The following is a 22846-nucleotide window of genomic DNA, read 5'->3' as shown; positions in this document are numbered from 1 at the left end:
ACGGGGGACATCAACTATGCTCAGGTCAATGCTAACGGCATCAACAACCTTAAACCAGCTGCAGCAGCAGATTGACACAATCAGCAGCAACCTTTCAAACAGCAACACAACCGGCTATAAGGCAAAAGATACGAATTTTTCTGAGCTTGTCAGACAGCAATTCGATCAGGTTGATGAAAAAAACGAGGAAGTGGCAAAAGCCCGAAAAACGCCGCCCGGCTTGCGCCTTGGCGTCGGAGCGATGATGAATTCACGCCTGGTCTCTGATCAAGGAAGCATTCAGAAGACCGATCGCGATCTGGATATCGCATTTACGTCTCCATACCAGTATCTTCAGGTAAATGTAAATGGAAACCGCCAGTATACGAGGGACGGGGCGCTGTATGTAACGCCGTCCGCTGCGAATGCCAACCAGCTGCAGCTCGTCACTGGAAATGGGTATCCCGTACTTGATGAGAACGGCAATACAGTGAACATCGACAGCTCAATGAAGAATATCACCATCAATAAGAACGGCACCTTAACCGCATCTGACGGAAACGCGGTTCAGCGGTTTAATCTTGGCGTTGTCCAAGTGAATAACCCTCAAGAGCTGAAATCAGAAGGGAATAACCTTTTCTCTATTGATAATGCGGCAGCTTTTGAAGAGCTGAACGGCGCTAATAGACAAAACATCGGCATGCAGCAGGGCTCACTTGAGATGTCCAATGTCGATATTTCAGAACAAATGACAGATTTGATCACGTCCCAGCGTTCATATCAGCTGAACAGCAGAACGATCACAATGGGAGATCAAATGCTCGGTTTAATCAATTCAGTCAGATAATAAGAAAATGGGCGTTTTTCAATCAGCCGCGCATGATAAAAAAAGCGGCTTTTTCGAAATCGTCCTTTTTTTTGTAGTATTCCGTAATATCTTCTAACAGCACTTCTAAATCCACCCACGCCTCGATTTTTTCTAATTCAAGCACATATTCGAGCAGCTGCTCATAAGGGTCTTCGGCTGATGTGTAGAGGGCTTCAAGCGTTTTTAATTTTAAATAAATGGTTTGAATGTCTACCTTTTCAGATAATTCTTTTCCTTTATGAAGGACGGCTTTAGCTTCTGTGATGTTCCCTGTTTTAAAAAGCGCTCTGACAGACTCGTACACACAATGAAGATATGAGACTGGTGAATTCATTTCAAATTCTTGATTCTTTAATACTTTTCTAAAGTAAAGAAGCGCTTCCTGGTCTTTTTTCTCGGTCGCTTTTAAAAAGCCAAGGTTATAATAAGCGTGGCATAGCAGGTTTTCGTCATGTAGTTGCTGGGTTTTCTTAATGATTTCTTTGAAAAGCTGTTCAGCTTTTTCATAGCGTTCTTGATCAATATAATTCACGGCGAGCAAAAGTTTACAGGTGATTACCTTTTTGATATAGCCGAATTGGTGCAAATAGATGTGTAATGCTTTTTTGACGTATTGGATGGAAAGCGGCGGTGATTTCATCAAGTAATAGGCGCCGGCGGTTTGATAATATAAATCAGCGGCTTCAAACGTATTTTGAATGGCGGCCAGGTACTGTTCAGCTTTTTTAAAATGATGTACTGCATGTTTCGGAGCTGTTTTTACCATCTCGTATAACCCAGAGAAAAAATACAGATAATATTTCAATTCATCATCCATTTTGTCTTCCAGGCCATATAGGTCATCGAACAATGAATCGAGTCCGTTCTGGTTTTCAAAAAGCAGCTGATGGCGGGCCTGAAACAATTGATAACGCATCCAAAGTTTTGTGTTTTTTTTGATCTTCGGAAGGTGCTGGTCAATTTTCTCTTTCAGTGTGCAAACGTGATTCATTTTGCGTTTGCTCATTGCGGAATACCACTCGTCTAACATGTTTAGCATTCTTTTTTCAATAAACTTCGAAATCATTTTCCTACCTCTTTGCTATTGGTAAAATCTATAATTATCATATCATAACTTTTGACGGCTCTCATTGACAGTTGGTTACATTTTAGCGCAGTTGAAAAAGAGATTAATTCATAATATACTTTTCAAATGTACAGATTGGATCTTTGATGATTGCTATACATACTAATGCAGATGAAGGAGATGTCAAGACAATGCTTGATACTCAGCAAATTAAAGAAATTATTCCTCACCGTTATCCGTTTTTGCTTGTGGATCGGATTACGGAAGTTGAAGAGGGCAAACGGGCAAAAGGCTATAAAAATGTAACCGCTAATGAAGAGTTCTTTAACGGACATTTTCCTCAGTACCCAGTTATGCCCGGCGTATTAATCGTAGAAGCACTCGCTCAAGTCGGAGCTGTTGCGATGTTGATTAAAGAAGAAAACCGCGGCAGACTGGCTTTTTTTGCAGGCATTGATAACTGCCGCTTTAAAAAACAAGTCAAGCCTGGTGACCAGCTTCACCTTGAGGTTGAAATCATTCGTGCCCGCGGCACAATCGGGCGCGGAAAAGGCGTTGCCACAGTTGATGGCGAAGTCGTTTGCGAAGTAGAACTGACTTTTGCCCTCGGAGAATAATTGAAAAAAGGCAAATGGCCAGCGGCACATTTGTCTTTTTTTCTTTACAAATATAGAAAAGCAGGTGATTGTATGTGGAATGAATTTAAAGCCTTTGCCATGCGGGGGAATATCGTAGACCTTGCGATTGGTGTTGTGATAGGCGGCGCTTTCGGAAAGATCGTCACATCTCTAGTAAATGATATCATTATGCCTTTGGTCGGTTTGCTGCTGGGAGGGCTTGACTTTTCAGGCCTGTCGTTTACGTTTGGCGATGCTGTAGTGAAATATGGAAGTTTTATACAGACGATTGTGAACTTCTTAATTATATCGTTCTCCATTTTTATCGTCATTCGGACTTTGAATGGGTTAAGGCGCAAAAAAGAAGCAGCAGAAGAAGAGGCTGCGGAGGAAGCGGTGGATGCGCAGGAGGAGCTGCTGAAAGAAATCAGAGACCTGCTGAAGCAGCAAGCAAAGTCGCCGGAATAAAAAAGATGCCGTTAGAAACGGCGTCTTTTTTTATCTCAATTTTCGTTTAGGTTTGTTCTATGTCCTTCAGTTCTGCAGGGCTTTCTGTTGTTTCAGCGAGATGAATGAGCATTGAGACAGAGGTGCCTGCATCCGGAGTGCTGCTGATCATCAACTCGCTTCCGCAAAAATGTTTCAGCCGCTGATTGATATTTTTCAATCCGACGCTGCGATCGAAATCCGCAGATAAGAGGTCCTTTTGTTTTTCGGGAGTTATCCCGGCACCGTTATCCTCTACATTGATGTAATACTCATTTTTGCTTTGTTTTTTAGCTGTCAGTTTGATCCATCCTCCGCCTCTTTTCTTGCTGACACCGTGAAGAACGGCATTTTCCACCAAGGGCTGAATCATTAAAGGCGGAAGGATAAAGTCAATGTCTTCATCTATATCGAAAAGAACCTCAAGCCGATTACCGAATCGCGTCTTTTCTATAGAAAGATAGGAATTGATAATCGAAAGCTCATGTCTGAAGGAACTGATGGCTGATGTATTTTGAAAGTCAAAACTCATTCTTAAATAGTTAGTAAATTCCTCTGTTACCTCCCGGGCCTTTTCAATATCCAAATGAGTGAGAGAAATAATCGTGTTTAATACATTATAAAGAAAATGAGGCTTGATTTGCGATTGGAGAAATGCCATTTCCATTCTAGTGGCTTGATTTGCTGTATGTTTCATCATGATCAGGTTTTGAATACGCGCCATAAATTCAGAGTAATGATAGGGTTTTTGCAAAATGTCATTCGCTCCGGCATGAAAAGCCTTGTATTTGTCATGGCCGATAATGGCAGCTGTAATGATCAGAACCGGAAGATCAACCATGCTGAATCGTTCGCGAATTTTCATACAGACTTCGAAACCAGTCATATCCGGCATCATCAAGTCCAAAATAACCAAATCAAGCTTCGTGCAAGAGATGATTTCTAATGCTTCCTTTCCGTTCTTCACAGCAATCACATTGTAGGGCACACCTTCAAGCATATCGCTCAAAATTTTTAAACTGTCAATGTTATCATCGACAATCAGGATGGTTGGAGCGTCAATATGCTCAGAGTAATAAGGCGTGCTAAATGAGATATCTGATAGATCTCTCTCGGATTGTAATTCAGGAAGACGTTTCTTTGTTTCAGAGACAGATTCATTTTGGGCGATCGGCAAGGTGAAATGGAATGCCGAACCTTTTCCTTCTTCCGATTCGACCCAAATGTCTCCGTTATGGAGCTGAACCAGCTGTTTGACAATGCTGAGGCCAAGACCGGCACCATCGTCTTTATTCTTTTCGGCTTGCTGAAAAGACTCAAAGATGGTTTGGCGATCGGCTTCTGAAATGCCGCTTCCTGTATCCGCTACTGTCACTTTGATCATGTTGTCGTTCAGTCTTGAAGCAGAAAGTATGATTTGGCCCTCTGTTGTATATTTGATTGCATTGTCTACTAAATTGGTTAATATTTGGCGGAAGCGGTTTTCATCTGCGAGCACTAAAGGAAGATCGTCAGGGATATGGTTCATCATATTCAAGTTTTTATGTCTCGATAAAAGATTGTAGAAATTCATTTCCGAACAAACTAAAGTATAAATATCAACAGGAACCGGGTGGATTTGAAGCATGCCCTGCTTTATTTTTTCTAAATCCAGGATGTCATTTACCAGATTGGACAGCCTGTAGCCCATGCGGATGACGAGCTGCATATTTTCTTTCTCTTCTTCTATCGTTCTTTTTCCTTTGCCGGCCAGCAGGGTCTGGCATATATTAATGATGCTGTTCAGCGGTGTTTTGAATTCATGTGATGTTTTGGCGATAAATTCATCCTTTAGCCGGTCAATTCTGAGCAATTTCCACGACAGCACTTCATTTTCACGGAATGCTCCGGCAAATTGCTGCGCCATCAGCAGAACGATCGCCAGTAAAGCGATAACTGTTGGCAGTGAATAAATCGAATTAAAGGAAAAAGCCGTTTTGCCGCTATAAGCTGAAATGGTGGTTAAAATGACAAAAGCACTCATTGATATAGATGCAATAGTAAGATACAGACTTCCTTCCATTTTGCGGATCGCAGCAATCGTAAAAATATATGTAATATAAACCAGAGTCGAGACGGCTAGCACAGAATGTAAGATGTACGAGGTATGGCCGATAAAACCCACGGTTAAAAAATCTGTGACTAAGACCAGCCCGGAAGAAACAGTGGCAATGCGAATAAAACGCTTTGAAACAATCTCTCTGTAAGCAAAAAAGAGATAGAGAAAAACCGCAATGCTGACGAGCACTGTAGAGATTGCCCTCAATGAATTTAGCAGTGAAAATGAAATTGACGGAAAGAGGAGAAATATAATCCGCTCTTTTCCGATCATCAGAATAATGAACGAAAACAGAAGACACATAACAGAAAAAAACAATAAATGTTTATCTTTTTTTCTTTGCAGGAAAAAGCCCAGAAAATATAATCCGGTAATGAAAAAAGCTGTAATCATGATTGTATCATTAAGAAAGGAAATTTTATTTTCCCGCACTACTTGCTCCTGGGTGCCAAAAGTAATTGGCTTTGCGATTCCCCATCCCGGCGTTTTTCCGAAGTTCGAAAATTGTACGACAAGTTCATTGTCACCCTTGTGAAGCGTAAAAAAGCTCGTATATGGGCGGTTTTGTGCCGCAAAATCAGGTTTATTTGAAGGGTTGCCGCTTTGGCCAATGAATTGTCCATTAAAATAGATGCGATTGGCACTGTATATAAACGACGTGCTGATCCCAAAAACCTGATTGTCTTGCTTTGATCTGATGGTCAGCTTATACGTTCCGTAATCCACATTGATACCCTGCTTGGCTAGCTTCACATTGCTGGGGACATCAACGAAGAGAGGATCTTTTCCTTTTGCTGAGGCGATCTCTTTTGGTGACAGAATCTGATTTGGATACAATGTCCATTCTCCGTTCAGCTGTACATTCCCATCCTTTTGAAAATCCCACTTCTCCAGGTTCATGACCCCCTGCCTTGCCGCAGGAAGCGTTGTTCCGGAAAAATGGTCAATGGCAATGAAAACCATAAAAAATGCAGCGTAACCGAAAATAATTGAAGTAAAGATGAATTTTTCTTTCATATTATAGCTCCTTTATTCAAGCAGGCTCATTCTAAATTCCTACCTTTTTATAAATATTGTAAGTGCAAAATTTCAAAAACTACAATAGAAAGAAAAAGAATCCAGATAAAGGGGTTATTTGTCATGATATAATAGAAGTTATTTACTGATATCTCGATTTTACATATAGGGTGGGATGTTTTGTGAAAGCGTTAATTGTTGATGATGAGCACTTGGCATTGCTTCATTTTAAGAAAATGCTTGAACGAACAAACGCCTTTCAATCTATTATGGCGTATCAAGATCCAGTTGAAGCCTTAGAGCATCCTGAGACTCCTGCTGTAGATGCGGTGTTTCTTGATATTGAAATGCCGGGGGTAAACGGCATTGAGCTTGCTGAGGCGATTCAATCGATGAATGAAAACATCCAAGTCGTTTTCATCACGGCTTATAATGAGTTTGCTATCAAAGCGTTTGAGCTGAATGCCATTGATTATTTGCTGAAGCCTGTCATATACAAGCGGCTTGAGACAACTGTTGAACGAATCAAAACGAATAATATGCTCAGACAAAATGCAGAAAATACCGAGGCGCATTTTTCCATCCAATGCTTTGGGAGCTTGCAGTTTCATCAAACCTTAAAGGATGTCAAAACAAGCATTCCAGTCAAGTGGAGAACGTCGAAAGCACGTGAAATATACTTATTTTTGCTTCACAATCAAGGCCATGTGGTCAGTAAAGACATGCTAATCGATCTTTTTTGGCCTCATTACGATGTTTCAAAAGCAAGCACCCAACTTTACTCCACCATTTACCAAATACGAAAGTTATTCAGCCAGATCCCTTTCAGCCAAACTATCGAGAAGACTGATACTGGGTATATTCTTCGGCTTTCAGGCGCAAAAATCGATGTTGTCGAATGGGAAAAATCACTAAAAGGGGCGCCGCCGCTCAATACGGCTACATTACATCTGCACATGGATATTTTCATGTCCTATCAAAATCATTACCTAATGGAGCACGGTTATCTTTGGGCAGAACCGGAAAAGACGCGTCTTTCCCAGCTTTGGCTCGGAAAGGCCTATGAACTGATCGATTATCATATTCATGAAATGAACGATCATCAAGCGATGGACATTTGCCTGCAAGCCGAGAAAATTGAGCCATGCGATCATAAAATTATGCAATACAAGCTGCAGCTATTCAACAAAAACGGGAAGGTAGAAGAGGCGATAAAAGAATATCAGCGTTACAAACAAATGAAGGATCAAATTAATTAAAGAACTCCAAACCAGTATGTGTCGGTTGCCTTTCGATGCACACTGGTTTTTTTGTGCACTTAAAGGGAAGGCCCTCGCCATATGTCTCCTGGGTGAAACTTCAACTCTCTCCAATTCACTTCAATCTTACATGATTTCTGAGTTGTACAGAAATTGTATAGTTCCATTTCATACAATGTAGTTTGGTTCGGATGGCAAATCTTAGTTTTGAAACTCATTCGGCATTAGCAGTTCTTTTTGGGGGATGAGACATGATGTTATGGTCTCGCGGATCAATCGGCAAGTGAAAGATAGATAAGAAAGGGAGGAATGAAAAGTTGAGAACGAGGAGTTTTCCCTTAGGGCTGAAAAAAAGCGGGCGGATCGTTATGATCATAAGCCTTGCCATCTTTTTCTTCTTCAGCCAGATCGCCAGCTATACTCTTACAGCACAGGCTGTGGACGTAACGTCAAGTGACAGCCAATTCTTCGATTCGGTAACAGTTAAGGACGCCAAGGGCCAGATTGTTGACGGATCAAAAGGAAACAAACCGGCACTAACACCGGGGGACGAAGTGAAACTGACATATGAATGGTCATTGAAAAAAGACAAAAAAGCAGATAGCGAACAGGATATCAATGTGGAGATACCTAAAAGCTTTACATTTGATAAAGGTGCAGAAGGTGAGATCAAATCTGCTGATCAGGTCATCGGCAGCTATCAAGTGCCGGCGGGCAGCAGCACCATGACAGTAAAATTAACAACTGCATCCGCGGATTCTCCTGATGCCAAGGGGACCATTACACTACCAGCTAAGTTTACTGCAGATGTAAAAGGCGATGAACATACAGCAGCAGCCCTTTTTCAGCTAGGGGGAGGCAAAACCCAGCAGGTGATCATTCCTGTTAAGAAAGAGGAGACACCAGATGCCGAGGCGGAAGAGCCAAAAAACGACTCTTCTGATACTGCGGGTGATCAGGAAGGGAAAGATGACAAACCTGCACCTTCAGTCAGCAAGGATCAAAAAGAGGAAGAACAGCAGCCGTCAGATGACGCTAAGAGCGGCGAAGCCTCTAAGAGTGATGATTCAAAAAAAGTGTCATCCTCAAGTCAATCAGCTTTCAAAAGCTTGCAAACTGAAGAAAAACAAATCACGCAACATATTTTAACTGGCGTGACGTTGACGGACGAAAACGGAAAGCCATATGACAAGGGCAATCGCGCCAATACGAATTCTCCGGTGAAAATTTCAATTGATTGGGCCATTCCCGACAATTTAGGAAAAACAATCAATGCCGGCGATAAATATGAATTTGATTTGCCTAAAGAATTTATTATGCATAATGACATTGTGAACCTGCCTTTAAGCGCCGGAGACACCACATACGGGACATTTTCTATTGATACGAACGGACATGTGGTAATGACATTTAACGGCGAGGTAAAAGACAGTTCTAATGTCAAAGGCACATTGGTTATCAATACGCAGTTCAACGAGAAAAAAATAACGGGTTCGACAACACAAAAGATCCCATTTCCTGTGAATGCCGATACTCCTGAAACAACAGTTTATTTTAAACCCAATGTGAGTAAAACCATTGATAAATCAGGTGTGCTGGATAAAGGCATCAACCCTGGTAAAGTAACATGGACGGTCGATGTCAATAAAAAGTTGGATCAAGTCAAAAATGCCAAACTCACGGAAAGCCTTCCAGATGGCGTAATCTACCGTTCAGTTAAAGTGTATGAACTCAATGTGAACATTGATGGTTCTGTCAGCAGAGGAAATGAAGTTTCTTCCGGCTACAGTGTTGATTCAAAAGGAAATGTCACATTTGACGGGACAATTGATTCAGCATACCGCCTTGTATACGAAACCGACATTGACAATAGTGCGAAGCCGAGTGAAGGCGGAAATGTAACGCTGACGAACAAGGCGGCATTCAGCGGAGACAACCTGGAACCCATTTCTGCCGAAGCCACTGTTGCAGCCAAATATGGAAAAATGATCGCGAAATCATCGACCGGCTATGATGGAGAATCTCAAACATTCAGCTGGGCTCTTTCATACAATTACGGTGAGAAACAGATCGACCAATCCAAGGCCAGCATTAAAGATGCTTTTGGAACTGGCGATTTGCATCTTGTGAAAGATTCTTTGAAGGTTATTCCTATTACCTTTGGACAGAACGGCAGCGAGCAAGCGGGAACGCCTTTAAAGGAAGGCGAGGACTATACGCTGATCGATAATGGAAGCGGATTTGAAGTCAAATTTAATAAAACCATTACCAGCGCGTACAAAATCACATATCAAACAAAGGTCAACAGCGGAGTGATCATTGATAAATCGACAACATACACCAACAGCGTTGTGACCGGAACAGGGGATTCAAAAGAGGCTGCCGGAATAGCCATTCAGCAAAACCTCATCAAAGGATATTCAAACGTAGATTATGAGAAGAAGACGGCTGATTGGACGATTACAGTTAATAAAAATAAATACTTGATGAACAATTGGACTTTGGATGATCAATTCGAAAGCGGCGGAATGGTTCTGCTTGATGAATCGTTCAAGCTTCAAGACACAACGAACAACAAAACATTGCAGAAAGACAAAGACTACACGTTAATAAAAAAACCGGATCATAAAGGCTTTACTTTGGCATTGATCGGGGATTATGCAAAAACAGACAGTCAATTTAAGATCACTTATACGACAACGTTCAATGCCGATTATTCTAACGAAAGCGTTAAGAATACAGCTCAGTCGACATGGACTGATCAAAACGGCAATGAGCGCACGAATAAGGTATCAAGCGGTTTTACGCCGAATCATCAGACTTCAAATAATGGTTTCAAAAACGGATCATATAACGCGGTTTCAAAGGAAATCACGTGGAAAATCGGCGTCAACTATAACGGCGAGCCGACGAAAAACCCTTATATCAAAGATGCCATAACAGATCCTCAGCAATTTGTGCCGGGTTCCGTTGTCGTTAAGAGTTATACGATCAATAAAAACGGCTCGATCACAGAAGGAGACGCGCTTGATCCTTCCAAGTATGATGTCGAAGAGCCTTCTGCAAAAAATGAACGCACGCTGACGGTACACCTTAAAACAGGCGATTCTGTACCATATCTGATTGAGTTTAAGACATCACTCAAAGGACAGGTCATTGATCAGAATCAGTACACAAACAAGGCAACCTACTATAATGACGGTTATGCAGACCGCACACTGACGGGCTCTGTTTCAGTTACGAACGGAGGAAGTCTGGTTTTCAAAGGTGGTAAACAAAATGGAAGCTATATCGATTGGAACATCAATGTCAACTCCAGCCAATCAACGCTGGATGATGTAAAAGTTACTGATACGCCGGATGAAAATCAAATATTAGATGCGGATTCTTTTAAAGTGTATCAAGCAAAATATGATGAAAACGGAGTGGTCAAAGACAGCAGCGGAAATCTGACTGCGGGAGATGTCGAGCTTCAAAAAGACAAAGATTACACGTTAGACATCAAAACTGACAATACAACAGGTGAACAATCGTTTGTCCTGAAATTCATAGGCAGCTATAAACAAATTGACCGCGCCTATGTGATCAAATACCGGTCACTGATTAACATAGCCGGCACGAGCGGCCATGTTAAAAATAAGGTGTCCATTTCAGGAACAAATGTGAAGGAGCAGACTCAAGAAAACAGCAGCTCGATCTTTGTTGCCATTTCAAGCGGCGACGGTTCCGGATCCGGAGAAAAAGGAAGCCTGACGATTTTTAAGACTGGAGAGGACGATAAAGCTCTTGAAGGAGCAGAATTCCAGTTATGGTCTGAGGACTCCAAACAGCTCCTCCGCACTGGTACGACGGATGCCGGCGGGAAGCTTACATTCGGAAATATTCGCTACGGTTCCTATGTATTAAAAGAAGTCAAAGCGCCTGACGGATATACCATCAGTGATGCTTATGCAAAAGGAGTCTCTGTTAAGATAGACAGCAACTCCTCCAAGACAGGAGCGCTGCACAAAGTCATAAATCAACAGAACAAGGTGACGCTTATCAAACAAGACGAACAAAACAATCCTTTGGCGGGTGCTGTTTTCAAGCTGGAGAAAAAATCAAATGACGGCACCTATACTCTCATACGAACAGATATAAAATCTGATAAAAACGGAAAAGTAGAAATGAACGGTTTGCCGGCGGGCTACTATCGCTTGACAGAAACACAAGCTCCTGAAGGCTTTATCGTAAATACAAAAGCGATTCACTTCTCAGTCGCAAAGAATGAAAAGAATCAAGTGTCTGACGTTAATTTAGGGAAAATGACCAACTATCAAGGAAAAGTCTCACTGACGAAGGAGAATGCTGAAGGCCAGAAACTTGAAGGCGCAGTATTCAACATTGTCGATCAAGATGGAAAGGTCGTTCAAGAGAAGCTGACTTCAGATAAAGACGGTAAAATCGAGGCTTCGGGTCTTGCGCCGGGACGCTACGCCTTTGTGGAAATAAAAGCGCCAGCCGGCTATGTGCTGAATACAAAGAAAAAAGAATTTACCATCTCAGAATCTGCAGCAGGAAAGCCTGAAGCCGCAGATGCCGGAATCGCCGTTAACGATAAAGGCTCTGTTGAGCTGACGAAGGAAGATGCCGATGGCCAGAAGCTTGAAGGAGCCGTCTTTAAGATTATCGACAAGGAAGGTAATACGGTTCAAGAAGGACTGACCTCAGATAAAAATGGGAAAGTCGCAGCTTCAGGCCTTGCACCGGGACACTACGCTTTTGTTGAAACAAAAGCGCCAGCGGGCTATGTGCTGAATACAGAGAAAATTGAGTTTGAGATCTCTGATTCCTCTGAAGGAAAGCCTGAAGCTACAGATGCCGGGATCGCTACTAACCATAAAGGCTCCGTTGAGTTGACGAAGGAAAATGCTGAAGGCAAGAAGCTTGAAGGTGCAGTTTTCAACATTGTCGACGAGGAAGGAAATACGGTTCAAGAAGAGCTGACTTCCGATAAAGATGGAAAAGTAAAGGCTTCGGGCCTTGCGCCGGGACGTTACGCCTTTGTTGAAACGAAAGCGCCAGCCGGTTATGTGCTGAACACGGAGAAAATAGAGTTTACCATCTCAGAATCTGCAGCAGGAAAGCCTGAAGCCGCAGATGCCGGGATCGCCGTGAACTATCAAGGATCGGTTCAGCTGATGAAGGAAGATCAAGATGGAAATGGCTTGGCAGGCGCGGTATTCAAAATCACGGACAGCAATGGGAAAACAGTGAGAGACGATCTAGTCTCAAAAGAAGGCGGCAAAATTGAAGTTGACGGGTTAGCGCCGGGAAGCTATCAATTTATCGAAAAACAGGCGCCAGATGGATATCTTTTATCCGAAAAGCCAGTGCCATTCACCATTAAAGCAGAATATGGCGGCAAACCTGAGCAAGTGAAAGCAACAGCGGTTAATACGAAGAACCTTGTTGTCCTCACCAAAGTGGATCAGCATGATCAGCATAAAGTTCTGCAAGGTGCGGAGTTCAATTTGACAGATGCCAACGGCAAAGTGCTGAAGTCCGGTTTGGTTACCGATGACAAAGGACAAATCACGGTGCACGGCCTTAAAGCTGGCGAATATCAGTTTGTTGAAACAAAAGCGCCTAAAGATTATGAGTTGGACCAAACGCCTATATCGTTCAAGATCACAAACACAGACACGAAAACAGTCGAAATCACCGCGGAAAACATATTGGCACCAGGTGACGTAAATGTGAAAAAAGTGGATCAAGACGATAAAAATACCGTTTTGGAGGGCGCTGAATTCAAGTTATTGGACGAAAGCGGCAAGCCTGTAAAAACTGACGGGTATGGAAAAGAGCTTTCTGAACTCTGGAAAACAGATCAAAATGGGCAGTTCACTGTAAAAGGCCTTGCGCCGGGAAGCTACCAATTGATTGAAACGAAGGCTCCCGAAGGTTATAAACTTGACGAAACACCGATTGAATTCACAATTGAAAAAGGACAGTCAAAAGCTGTTGAGATCGTAGTTTCTAATCAAAAAGTGAAAACACCAGCGCCTGATAAACATGATCATCCTGATAAACCTGCACCGGGTGGAAATGGAAAAGATGATGGAGATCATCCGAATACCAATGGTACAGATGGCAGCTCGGATGGTCAGTCGAACACAGACAAAACCCTTCCAAAAACTGGAGATACAGACAGCATGCTGACAGCAATGATCGGTATCCTGCTGCTTATGGCAGGCGGAGGCTTAGCTGTTGCCTCAAGAAAGAAACAAAGAAAAGGATAAAGTTGAAGGCACCTGATCATCGAAGAATCGATCAGGTGCTTTTTTGAAAAGTGAAAGTGACACGGAGCGTTTTTAGAAGGATGCATAAGAAAGGGTTTTTCGCATGTACAAGAAAATGATCATTACGGTGTTCATCCTTTTCGGACTGCTGCTGATCTCTTCTCCTTATATCAAAGGTGGAATTATAGCTTATCTTAGCAAAAGCCAGAGTGAATCGGCCTTAACTGTGGAGCAGCTGAAAAAAAATAATGAGAGAGAAGCGGAATATGAATTTGATTCAATCGAGCCGCCTGAGTTGATGGATGCTGTAAAGGCCGGCTTTGATCACGATCAAAAAGCGGTTATCGGGCGGATAACAATTAAAAGTGTTGATCTGGAGCTTCCGATCGTAAAAGGCACAACCAATGAAAATCTTTTGATAGGGGCGGCAACAATGCGCCCGGATCAAAAAATGGGCGAGGGAAATTATCCGTTGGCGGGCCATCATTTGAAGCAAAAGAATCTCCTGTTCGGACCTCTGGAAAACATAAAAACAGGTGCACAAATTGTCATCACGGATTTTAAAAAGGATTATATCTATTCTGTAACATCTAAAGACATCATATCGGAAATGGATGCAGATGTAGTTGAGGAGACAAACAAAAAGGAGATTACGTTAATCACATGTGACAAGGCTGTCAAAACTGAAGGGCGCCTTGTTGTGAAAGGGGAATTGGTTGATTCTTTTGGCCATACAAATTAAATATGGAAAAGAAAAGCTGCCGTTTAAAACGGCAGCTTTTTTCATGCAGAACATATCTATTCTAAATGTTTATTGTGATGCTCTTCGGTTCTGTGTCTGTTTTGGGGAACATGCCCCCTCGTATTTATAACTTTTGTTTAAATGCCTCAATGAGTTTTGTTCCTGTATAGCCCTCTTTTACAAGGGACTCGAGAATGGTTTCAGTGCCCTGCTGTTTTCTTGTGACCATTTGTCCGTAGAGTAAAACCTGAATGCTTTCTTCCAGCTTGACGATATTTTTCACTGCTGCTGTCAGCTGGGCGGGGCGATTGCTTTTTTTCGTGATCGTTACAAATACTTTGGCTTCAGATTGGCTGTTTTGAAGCTGTTCAAAAAAAGACAGATGTTCTTTCTGTACAAGCGCCTCAATCAGCCAGTGATTTTCACCGTCTTCTTTATTTATAATCAGTCCGTCAATAAGGGGAAACTGTTCAATTGATTGTTCTTCCTTGTCCACTCGTTCCACATTCAGGTCAACCAGTTTAAAGGTTTTCATTTCTTCTCACCCCGATTACTTCCAAAGTTTTCTTGCCTTCCATTATAACATAAACGTTTTCGAGGAAAAAATCCTGCAATGTTGGGGCTAAAGAATTTTGTATGAGCGAAACATTTAATAATTTCTATTTTTTCATTATACTGTAACTGACTATGGATTACGGAGAGATGTGGTATGAATCAATTTCGTTTAAAAGAAATTTATATTGACGGCGTTCCTTCTGAAAGTCATTTGATTCAAAAGGAAGTAACATATATGTTAAGCCGTAAAGAAGTGTTTGAGGTTCATCTGAACAAAAAAGGAAGAATAAGTTTTTTATACGAAACACAAGATGGCATGGAGCAGTATAAAATCAAGCTGTCAATGCCGGAAAAAAAATTGAGCTTTCAGTGGTTTGCGTGGGATGGCTCTTCCTATGTGCGCATGAATACGCAAAACTGGCTGACAAAGCAAATCTTTTTCCGTTTTTTAAAAAGTACATATTTCTTCAAAGGAAAGAAGCAAAAGATGTTTTTAGCTGAAGGAAAAATGAAAACGAAAGATAAAAACAGAGGCTGAAAGCCATTTTTAAGCGTTTTTCTTTTCTTGTTGCATCATTTACAATACATACAACCGCAAGGAGAGGAGGAATCGCATGTTCAATCAGGTCATGCTTGTCGGACGTCTTACAAAAGATCCTGATCTTCGCTACACTTCCGCCGGTGCGGCAGTTGCACATGTTACGCTCGCGGTGAACCGCAGCTTCAAGAATGCTTCAGGTGAAATCGAAGCTGATTACGTCAATTGCACACTTTGGAGAAAAACAGCTGAAAACACGGCGTTGTATTGCCAAAAAGGTTCTCTCGTCGGCGTAAGCGGACGGATTCAGACAAGAAGCTATGAAAACGCGGAAGGCGTTAACGTGTATGTAACAGAAGTGTTGGCTGACACTGTTCGTTTTATGGACCCTAAACCCCGGGAAAAAGCTGCTGATTGACACCCCCTGCTCCTCCCGTTATCTATCCATTCACTATTATCCGGATCTCCGCATCATCCCCTCAAAATTGACCAGTCGACCAGACTGGTTCTTTCTTTTTGTCCACTTAGGAAAAATTGGTTCTCTCGACGCATTTTTACTTAAAATCACTTATTAATATTGAATAAAATTAAATAAAAACTTATAATTGCTTATAAATGATTGCTGAGAAAAGGAATGAGGGCGTGTACCAAGAAGAAAGATTAGTAGCGATTTTGGATTTTTTAAAACAGCATAACCGAATTACAACGGAGCAGATCTGTACGCTCCTGCAAGTGTCAAGGGATACAGCGCGACGAGATCTTGTGAAACTTGAGGAACAGAATGCCATCATCCGCACAAGAGGCGGCGCCATTTTGCCGACTGTGCATCAGAAAATTCAAAGCTATTCCGGCCGCCTGAAAACAGTGTCTAAGGAAAAAAATAAGATCGGCAGGCTTGCAGCATCGCTTATTCATGATGGTGACCGGGTGATTTTAGACGCCTCTACAACTGTTCAGGCATGTGCAAAGCATTTGAATGCGGTTGATTGTACGGTAATCACCAATTCGATTAATCTTGCGGATGTGCTGTCCGATAAAGAGGGAATTGAAATTTATCTGCTGGGAGGCAAGCTGGAAAAGGAGCACCGCTTTCTGTACGGGTCCTCTGTGATTGAAAAGCTCTCAAGCTACCATGTTGATAAAGCGCTGATTGGTGTGGTCGGTATTTCCGAACATGGCATTACAATTGCGCATGAAGAGGATGGCATGGTGAAGCGGAAAATGATACAGCAGGCAAAGCAGGTCATCGCGCTTGCAGATCATTCGAAGCTGGGCAGCACCAGTTTTTATCAGTATGCGGAGCTGAATGAAATCGACCTTTTGATTACAGACAGGCTGCCGAATCAGGCATTTTGTGACTTGCTTGACCGAAACGGCGTTGAGCTTCTCGTGACAGAGCAGGATGAAGGAAAGGACTGACAAACGTGAAATTAATTGCGATTGACTTAGATGGAACCTTACTCAACAGCAAGCATCAGGTAAGCTTGGAAAATGAAAACGCACTGCGGCAGGCGCAGCGGAACGGTATTGAGGTGGTGGTGTCAACTGGGCGCGCTCATTTTGACGTCATGTCAATCTTTGAACCGCTGGGGATCAAAACATGGGTCATCAGTGCGAACGGCGCCGTCATTCACGATCCCGAGGGTAGGCTTTATCATCACGAAACGATTGATAAGAAACGGGCGTATGACATTCTCTCATGGCTTGAGTCGGAAAACTATTATTATGAGGTATTCACAGGTTCAGCGATTTATACGCCGCAAAACGGCAGAGAACTTCTTGATGTTGAGCTGGACAGATTCAGAAGCGCAAATCCGGAAGCGGATCTTTCTGTCCTTAAGCAGGCGGCCGAGGTGCAATACAGCCAATCGGGCTTTGCTTACATTAACTCCTTTCAAGAGCTGTTTGAAGCCGATGAGCCAATCGATTTTTACAATATTCTCGGCTTTTCTTTCTTCAAAGAAAAGCTTGAGGCAGGCTGGAAAAGATATGAGCATGCCGAAGATTTGACGCTTGTCAGTTCGGCTGAGCACAACTTTGAGCTTTCTTCCCGCAAAGCTTCCAAGGGGCAGGCGCTGAAGAGGCTTGCAAAACAGCTGAATATTCCGCTCGAGGAAACTGCTGCTGTAGGTGACAGTTTAAATGACAAATCGATGCTGGAGGCTGCGGGAAAAGGTGTAGCGATGGGCAATGCCCGGGAAGACATCAAATCGATAGCCGATGCTGTCACCTTAACCAATGACGAACACGGTGTCGCACATATGATGAAACATTTGTTGTAAGTATATGTGCTGCCACAAAAGCGCACCCTGTTGATAACCGGCGTAACGGATTTTTTGGAAATTCGGCGTGACGGCTATGAACGGAAAAAAGCTGGCTCTTTTAGAGCCAGCTTTTTTAGTCATGATTATTGCGCTGTTGCGCTTAATGTAAACAGTTCTTCGAGCTCCTGTGTGGAAAGCTCGGTAATCCAGTTTTCACTTTGGATAATTTGATCGTTCAGGGTTTGCTTGGATTCAAGCATGACATCAATTTTTTCTTCGATTGTTCCCGTCGTAATCATTTTATGAACGTGGACAAAGCGCTCCTGGCCTATGCGGTATGCACGGTCAGTCGCTTGATTTTCAACCGCCGGGTTCCACCATCTGTCATAATGGATGACGTGATTGGCGGCGGTCAAATTAAGTCCGGTGCCTCCAGCTTTGAGTGAAAGAATCAGTGTCGGATATTCTTTCCTTTGAAATTTCTCAACGAGTGTATCCCGCTCTTGCTTGGAGAGACTCCCATTTAAAAATTGCACAGGTTCCCCGAACGTTTTTTCAAGCAGCCGCTTCATCATGTTCCCCATCTGAATGTATTGCGTGAAAATCAGGCAGCTTTCGTTTTGGGCGCGGATCGCTGTCATCAGTTCCAGCAATTTTTCGAGCTTGACTGATCTGCCGGCCAGCAGCTCGGTTTGCTCTTCCTTTAAATAAAGCGCGGGATGATCGCATATTTGCTTAAGCCGTCCAAGCATGCTGAGGATCAGTGCTTTTCGCTGCATGCCGGTCAGGGATGTCATATGGTCAAAAGTGTCTTTGACGAGCTGCTCATAAAGGGATGCCTGCTCGGCTGACAGCGGGATAAATTCTTTTTCTTCCAGCTTCTCAGGAAGATTAAGCGCGACCTCTTCATCCCGTTTCGTCCGGCGGAGAAGGAATGGCCGGATTAATTGCTGAAGCTGTCCGATTCTCTTTTCGTCCCGGTCTTTTTCGATCGGCAGCACATAGCGTTTATGGAAGCCGGTCAAACTGCCGAGGTAGCCTTTATTCATGAAGTCAAAAATAGACCACAGCTCCGTCAGTCGGTTTTCCATCGGCGTGCCGCTCAGCGCGATATGGTGAAGACCCTTCAGCTTCCTGATTGCGCGTGACTGCTTCGTATGCGCGTTTTTAATATTTTGCGCTTCATCAAGGCAGATCGTGTTCCATGTCACAGAAGAAAGCTCTTCAGTATCGGCATGTGACAGTCCATATGAAGTGAGCACCACGTCTGCGTTTTCATAATGCGCGGCGAAATCATCACCCTTTGGCCGGCGCGGCCCATAATGGAGCGCGACAGACAGATCAGGGGCAAAGGTTTGAAGCTCCCGCTGCCAGTTGCCAAGTACGGATGTCGGCGCAATAATCAAATGAGGCGTTTTTTGCCGGCCTATTTCCTTCACGTGAAGGAAATAGGCGATCATTTGAATCGTTTTCCCAAGCCCCATATCGTCAGCCAGACAGGCGCCAAAACCGCTTTCCCGCAGAAACAGCAGCCAGTTCATGCCGTATTTCTGATAAGGGCGGAGCGTTCCTTTGAAAGAAGGACTGACTTCGTGCTCCGGCAGGTTTTCCGCGGCAGTGAGCTTTCGAATCAGTGACCTGAGCTGTTTAGACAGATCAAACTGAATGCCGGCGAAAGCGGATGTATCAATCAGATCCGAATCCTCAAGTCCGCCATCCTGCTGATCCATTAGCTCACGCGCCAGAATATCAGACATGTGGAGTCCCTCTGATTCTGCTTTTTCCATCAGGCGTTTCATCTGTTTGATAAACTGCGGATCGATTTTAACCCATTGCCCGCGGATATTAACAAGGCGCCTGTTGCTGGCGACAAGCTCATTAAATTCAGCCTCAGTCAGTTCAATTCCATTTGTCGCAAACCGCCAGTTAAAATCAAGCAGTGCATTCATGCCGACAAATGACTCGCCGCGCGGGGAGGACGACACCTTTGCTTTCAGCATCATGTTGCTGTCTCTGACAATCTGCCACCAGGACGGCAGGAGGATTTCTACCCCCATATCGACAAGCGCCTCACTTGCTTCTGACAGGAAGATCCAGGCTTCTTCCTCCGAGATCAGCGTTGTCCCGGAATCAAACGACAGCCACGGAACCGTTCTGTGAAAGCGGTCCTGCTCACGCGCGATTTTATCGCTGTACGCCTGCCACGATTTTTTGAGGCTCTTCAGTCCGTCAAAGAATTCTACAGCACCGCTCTTTTTATCGCGTAAAAACATCTCGATCTTCCATTCGTCTCCGTCAAAGTCCGGTTCATTTAAGCGCAAGCCGACAGTAAATGGAGATTGGTCGTCAATCCAGCCAATGCCTTCCAGAAAATCCTCTTCATCAAGAAAATGGCCGCGGAATGTCGTAACCGCAGGCGATTTCTCCTTGATATGTTCCCATTTCTCCCGCAGGTCATCGTCGTACTGGATGTAATCCTGTACGGCAGCGGAAAACCATTCCGCAGTAAAGCCCTCCAGTATATTATCGCGGTCCTTCCAGCGAAAAACACCGTTTGTCCATGCGTCATAGTCAGGCATAAAATCGCCGTCCGCGATAAATTCATAGATGGTCGATGCCGCCTCGATCAGCGGCTCCGTTTCTTCTGTAAGCTGCACGGAGCTGAATGAGTTGAACGAGTTTTTGCCGAGAAGCTCTACAGTCATCCATGGAGATAGCAGGACAGCAGTCGTCCCGATGAAGCTGACATCCTCTAGAAAGGTTCCGTAAAATGAGGATTCATGCCATTGGAACAAATGCTTTTTCATATGGTTGTAGGGAAGAGGCTGCTCATTCTCATCAAAGGCTGAGAGCGTAAATGACCCATCTTCCATTTGTTCGACGTGGATGAGAATTTCTTTAAGACTCGCCATCAATCAACTTTCCTTTCTGCAGTTCTTCTTGAAGCGCACGCAGGCGCTTGTAATGCGAGCTCAGCAGCTGAATATACCGCTCCCACACCTTCTGCTTTTTCGCTTTTTTGTACAGGGTGCGCAATTTTTTCAAATACCGGGCGGCTTCCTTGTACGAGCTGCGGTTCTTCTGATCAATGAAAAAAGCCACTTCTCTATGGTAAGCCGGTATAAGCGCCTCAGGGTCGCTCGCTGCAATTTCCTTGAGCATCATTTTATCCATTTCATTGATGGAAAAGCCGACAAGGCTATGAATTTCAATCCACTCGGCATAGCGTTTTTTTTCATATAAATGATGGCTGTATTCTGTGAACGTATACGGCAGACAGCCCGCGGCAAAGCGTTCAAACAGCGCTTGATCATTGGTTTGCTTCACATAGGCATTCAACAGAAGGAACAGCTCGCCGATCACATCGCGAATCTCTTTAAACGGCTTATCCAGCTTCGTATAACCCATCGCAATTGGTTCAATTTGCTGGTACCATGTTTTAAGCCGTTTCCAGTCCTTCTTGGCAGTCATTTCACTCAGCCATTGGAATATATAAGGGAGCGCTTCCGGCGGGAATTGATCCGCTTCCGCAAAAATAACGTCATCATTCTTTTGCAGGAATTCTAAATGCAGGCGCCCGAATTGCAATTCGGGAGAAAAACGCCGTCCTGCTTCTTTTTTCAATATCTCCTGTTCGCGTGCCACCCATTTTGGCCGCGACAGCAGCGCACTCCAAATTTCACCGAAGACGCGGATGCGTTCATATTGGAAAATTTCTTCTTTCAACAGCAAAGGTCGGATAACATCCGGTGTTTTATCCAAAAACGGATCAAGCGCAAAAGACAGCGCGTACGTTTTTAATTTATCAATAGAGCTGTAGATTGTATCCATCAGCTGTTCAACGTACGGATTGAGGGAATAAAAATCTTGTTCGGGGTTCAGCTTGCCCGCTTCAATCAATGTGAACATGCGAAGCCAAACCGCAATCGCGGAATGAATCTGGTACAGGCTTTTCAGCTCCGGCTTGTTCGGCGCATGTTTTTTTAATGCGGACAGGTAGCCGTAATAGAGGCCCTGCATGTTTTGGCTGCCTTCTGACGTACGTGCCTGCCAGAGAGAAAACTCTGAATCAAAAAAAGCAAGCCAGCTTGAAAGCGATTCTTCATTAGGCAGCACCTTTTCCTGAAACTGGCGGCGGACGAGCTCTTTGCTTTCCTCAAGCTTTTCCCTCTCGAGCCAATACTCTGTAAAAGTACCCACTCGCTCGAACATTGCATATACATATAAAAACACAGCCAGCATATGGCGGCAGATTCTTCCGGACGGACATGAACAGCCGCTTTTGACTATGACAAACAAGTTCAATGTGACCCGCACAGGCACAACATCCTGCACGTAAGCCGTAACTTCCGTCGGACTCACTGCTTGTAAACGATAGACTGAATCCTGCCGATATAAAATAAGGGCTTTTTTGATCAGCTGAACATTTTCCTCATTGTAAGGAAGAAGTTCTTTTAACTGTTCAGCAGATGCCAGCACATCGTCTTTGGAAATCATATTCTGAAGCATGATTATCGCTCCTAACCGAGTCACGTAATAAAAAGATCCAATTTCTCTATTATATCGCAACACATCGGCCTTAAAAAGTTTTTCCTAAAAAAGGACATAAAAAATGGGATGTGTCGAATGATGTATTAGAGATTGCAAATTGATAACCAGCATCATATAATAATCGTGTTTTCAACTTAATGGAAGCTGAAAGGAATAAAAAGATGAGTGAAAAGAAATTGAATCAAGAAGAATTTCTGAAAATTTTGATGCATGCACATGAAATTGGTGAGCAGTCATCTGAGATGACGACGAAGGAAATGCTTGAAAATTTGATTTCTCATATTAAAAATGGATATGCAACATAAAAATCCCGCACGCCTTTAGCGGGATTTTTTTATGCGAGATGATGTGACTGCACGAATAAGAGAAAATGAGACAGCACTGTCAACACAGTAAATACAGCGCTTACATAAAAAGTACTAACATAACGCATTGTAAAAAAATGTCGAATTATGTCACGTGAAAAGCTGGAGAAATGCGGTTTCAACGTTGTATAATCGTAGATGGAAAAGGATGTTATAAGAG

16 protein-coding genes and 1 pseudogene are annotated in these 22846 nt (G+C 43.3%); 11 read left to right on the top strand and 6 right to left on the bottom strand.

Annotation, left to right across the window (positions count from 1 at the left end; all coding sequences use genetic code 11):
- Window positions 1-16 precede the first annotated feature (16 nt).
- Window positions 17-826 carry a flagellar hook-basal body complex protein FlhP gene (gene flhP, locus MHH82_RS34385; RefSeq protein WP_014478212.1) on the top strand — a complete coding sequence of 270 codons (810 nt, stop codon included), beginning with the start codon at window positions 17-19 and terminating at the stop codon, window positions 824-826.
- A 22-nt stretch (window positions 827-848) separates the two neighbouring features.
- Here flhP and rapD read toward each other — a convergent pair whose 3' ends face one another.
- On the bottom strand, window positions 849-1913 hold the full coding sequence (gene rapD / locus MHH82_RS34380; protein ID WP_021480787.1) for an aspartate phosphatase RapD: 1065 nt from the start codon (window positions 1911-1913) through the stop codon (window positions 849-851).
- Between the two features lie 191 nt (window positions 1914-2104).
- Between rapD and fabZ the strand changes: the two genes are divergently transcribed.
- Window positions 2105-2530: a 3-hydroxyacyl-ACP dehydratase FabZ gene (gene fabZ, locus MHH82_RS34375; RefSeq protein ID WP_003221796.1), complete on the top strand. Its 426-nt coding sequence runs from the start codon at window positions 2105-2107 to the stop codon at window positions 2528-2530.
- A 72-nt stretch (window positions 2531-2602) separates the two neighbouring features.
- Entirely contained in the window at window positions 2603-2998 is a 396-nt protein-coding gene (gene mscL / locus MHH82_RS34370; RefSeq protein ID WP_021445844.1) for a large conductance mechanosensitive channel protein MscL, read from the top strand.
- A gap of 46 nt (window positions 2999-3044) precedes the next feature.
- Here the strand turns inward: mscL and MHH82_RS34365 are convergent, their stop codons facing one another.
- Both MHH82_RS34365 and MHH82_RS34360 read right to left on the bottom strand, forming a co-directional pair.
- Window positions 3045-4016, bottom strand: coding sequence for a histidine kinase (locus MHH82_RS34365; RefSeq protein ID WP_250540609.1), 972 nt, complete (start codon window positions 4014-4016; stop codon window positions 3045-3047).
- Window positions 4017-4193: 177 nt separating this feature from the next.
- Window positions 4194-5507, bottom strand: a pseudogene (locus tag MHH82_RS34360) (sensor histidine kinase); the annotation flags it as partial.
- A gap of 806 nt (window positions 5508-6313) precedes the next feature.
- Between MHH82_RS34360 and MHH82_RS34355 the strand changes: the two are divergent.
- The 3 genes from MHH82_RS34355 (at window position 6314) to MHH82_RS34345 (ending at window position 14413) form a co-directional block, all read left to right on the top strand.
- Complete coding sequence (locus MHH82_RS34355) at window positions 6314-7390, top strand: response regulator (protein ID WP_015384861.1); 1077 nt, start codon at window positions 6314-6316, stop codon at window positions 7388-7390.
- 317 nt (window positions 7391-7707) lie between these two features.
- Window positions 7708-13671, top strand: a complete 5964-nt coding sequence (locus tag MHH82_RS34350; RefSeq protein WP_072175612.1) for a SpaA isopeptide-forming pilin-related protein — start codon at window positions 7708-7710, stop codon at window positions 13669-13671.
- A 103-nt stretch (window positions 13672-13774) separates the two neighbouring features.
- Window positions 13775-14413, top strand: a complete 639-nt coding sequence (locus MHH82_RS34345; protein ID WP_032727025.1) for a class A sortase — start codon at window positions 13775-13777, stop codon at window positions 14411-14413.
- A gap of 124 nt (window positions 14414-14537) precedes the next feature.
- Here the strand turns inward: MHH82_RS34345 and MHH82_RS34340 are convergent, their stop codons facing one another.
- The gene (locus tag MHH82_RS34340; protein ID WP_003227794.1) at window positions 14538-14948 is read right to left on the bottom strand and encodes a YwpF-like family protein; all 411 of its coding nucleotides are present in this window, start codon (window positions 14946-14948) and stop codon (window positions 14538-14540) included.
- Between the two features lie 174 nt (window positions 14949-15122).
- Here MHH82_RS34340 and ywpG point away from each other — a divergent pair, with 174 nt between their 5' ends.
- From ywpG to ywpJ, 4 genes are all read left to right on the top strand, one after another.
- The gene (gene ywpG / locus MHH82_RS34335) at window positions 15123-15506 is read left to right on the top strand and encodes a DynA interaction protein YwpG (RefSeq protein WP_003227796.1); all 384 of its coding nucleotides are present in this window, start codon (window positions 15123-15125) and stop codon (window positions 15504-15506) included.
- A gap of 76 nt (window positions 15507-15582) precedes the next feature.
- Complete coding sequence (ssbB, locus tag MHH82_RS34330) at window positions 15583-15924, top strand: single-stranded DNA-binding protein SsbB (RefSeq protein WP_014478203.1); 342 nt, start codon at window positions 15583-15585, stop codon at window positions 15922-15924.
- A 224-nt stretch (window positions 15925-16148) separates the two neighbouring features.
- Window positions 16149-16925, top strand: a complete 777-nt coding sequence (gene glcR, locus MHH82_RS34325) for a transcriptional regulator GlcR (RefSeq protein WP_021480781.1) — start codon at window positions 16149-16151, stop codon at window positions 16923-16925.
- A 5-nt stretch (window positions 16926-16930) separates the two neighbouring features.
- A complete protein-coding gene (gene ywpJ / locus MHH82_RS34320) occupies window positions 16931-17788 on the top strand; it encodes a phosphatase YwpJ (RefSeq protein WP_041850436.1) in 858 nt (285 codons plus the stop codon).
- A 125-nt stretch (window positions 17789-17913) separates the two neighbouring features.
- Here ywpJ and MHH82_RS34315 read toward each other — a convergent pair whose 3' ends face one another.
- Together MHH82_RS34315 and MHH82_RS34310 are read right to left on the bottom strand one after the other, a co-directional pair.
- Window positions 17914-20682: a DEAD/DEAH box helicase gene (locus tag MHH82_RS34315; RefSeq protein ID WP_064671494.1), complete on the bottom strand. Its 2769-nt coding sequence runs from the start codon at window positions 20680-20682 to the stop codon at window positions 17914-17916.
- Window positions 20669-22279 carry an SWIM zinc finger family protein gene (locus MHH82_RS34310; RefSeq protein WP_340797438.1) on the bottom strand — a complete coding sequence of 537 codons (1611 nt, stop codon included), beginning with the start codon at window positions 22277-22279 and terminating at the stop codon, window positions 20669-20671. The genes MHH82_RS34315 and MHH82_RS34310 overlap by 14 nt, the downstream gene beginning before the upstream one ends.
- Before the next feature lie 203 nt (window positions 22280-22482).
- Here MHH82_RS34310 and MHH82_RS34305 point away from each other — a divergent pair, with 203 nt between their 5' ends.
- Window positions 22483-22626, top strand: a complete 144-nt coding sequence (locus MHH82_RS34305; RefSeq protein WP_003242876.1) for a hypothetical protein — start codon at window positions 22483-22485, stop codon at window positions 22624-22626.
- Window positions 22627-22846 lie beyond the last annotated feature (220 nt).

Source organism: Bacillus sp. FSL K6-6540 (genome assembly GCF_038007545.1).
This window is presented reverse-complemented; position numbering and strand designations above follow the sequence as displayed.

What these genes read in the sequence shown, in the direction of transcription:
- flhP (WP_014478212.1), top strand. Translation starts at nt 17, where the DNA reads ATGCTCAGGTCAATGCTAACGGCATCAACAACCTTAAACCAGCTGCAG.
- rapD (WP_021480787.1), bottom strand. Translation starts at nt 1,913, where the DNA reads ATGATTTCGAAGTTTATTGAAAAAAGAATGCTAAACATGTTAGACGAG.
- fabZ (WP_003221796.1), top strand. Translation starts at nt 2,105, where the DNA reads ATGCTTGATACTCAGCAAATTAAAGAAATTATTCCTCACCGTTATCCG.
- mscL (WP_021445844.1), top strand. Translation starts at nt 2,603, where the DNA reads ATGTGGAATGAATTTAAAGCCTTTGCCATGCGGGGGAATATCGTAGAC.
- MHH82_RS34365 (WP_250540609.1), bottom strand. Translation starts at nt 4,016, where the DNA reads ATGCTTGAAGGTGTGCCCTACAATGTGATTGCTGTGAAGAACGGAAAG.
- MHH82_RS34345 (WP_032727025.1), top strand. Translation starts at nt 13,775, where the DNA reads ATGTACAAGAAAATGATCATTACGGTGTTCATCCTTTTCGGACTGCTG.
- MHH82_RS34340 (WP_003227794.1), bottom strand. Translation starts at nt 14,948, where the DNA reads ATGAAAACCTTTAAACTGGTTGACCTGAATGTGGAACGAGTGGACAAG.
- ywpG (WP_003227796.1), top strand. Translation starts at nt 15,123, where the DNA reads ATGAATCAATTTCGTTTAAAAGAAATTTATATTGACGGCGTTCCTTCT.
- ssbB (WP_014478203.1), top strand. Translation starts at nt 15,583, where the DNA reads ATGTTCAATCAGGTCATGCTTGTCGGACGTCTTACAAAAGATCCTGAT.
- MHH82_RS34315 (WP_064671494.1), bottom strand. Translation starts at nt 20,682, where the DNA reads ATGGCGAGTCTTAAAGAAATTCTCATCCACGTCGAACAAATGGAAGAT.
- MHH82_RS34310 (WP_340797438.1), bottom strand. Translation starts at nt 22,279, where the DNA reads ATGCTTCAGAATATGATTTCCAAAGACGATGTGCTGGCATCTGCTGAA.
- MHH82_RS34305 (WP_003242876.1), top strand. Translation starts at nt 22,483, where the DNA reads ATGAGTGAAAAGAAATTGAATCAAGAAGAATTTCTGAAAATTTTGATG.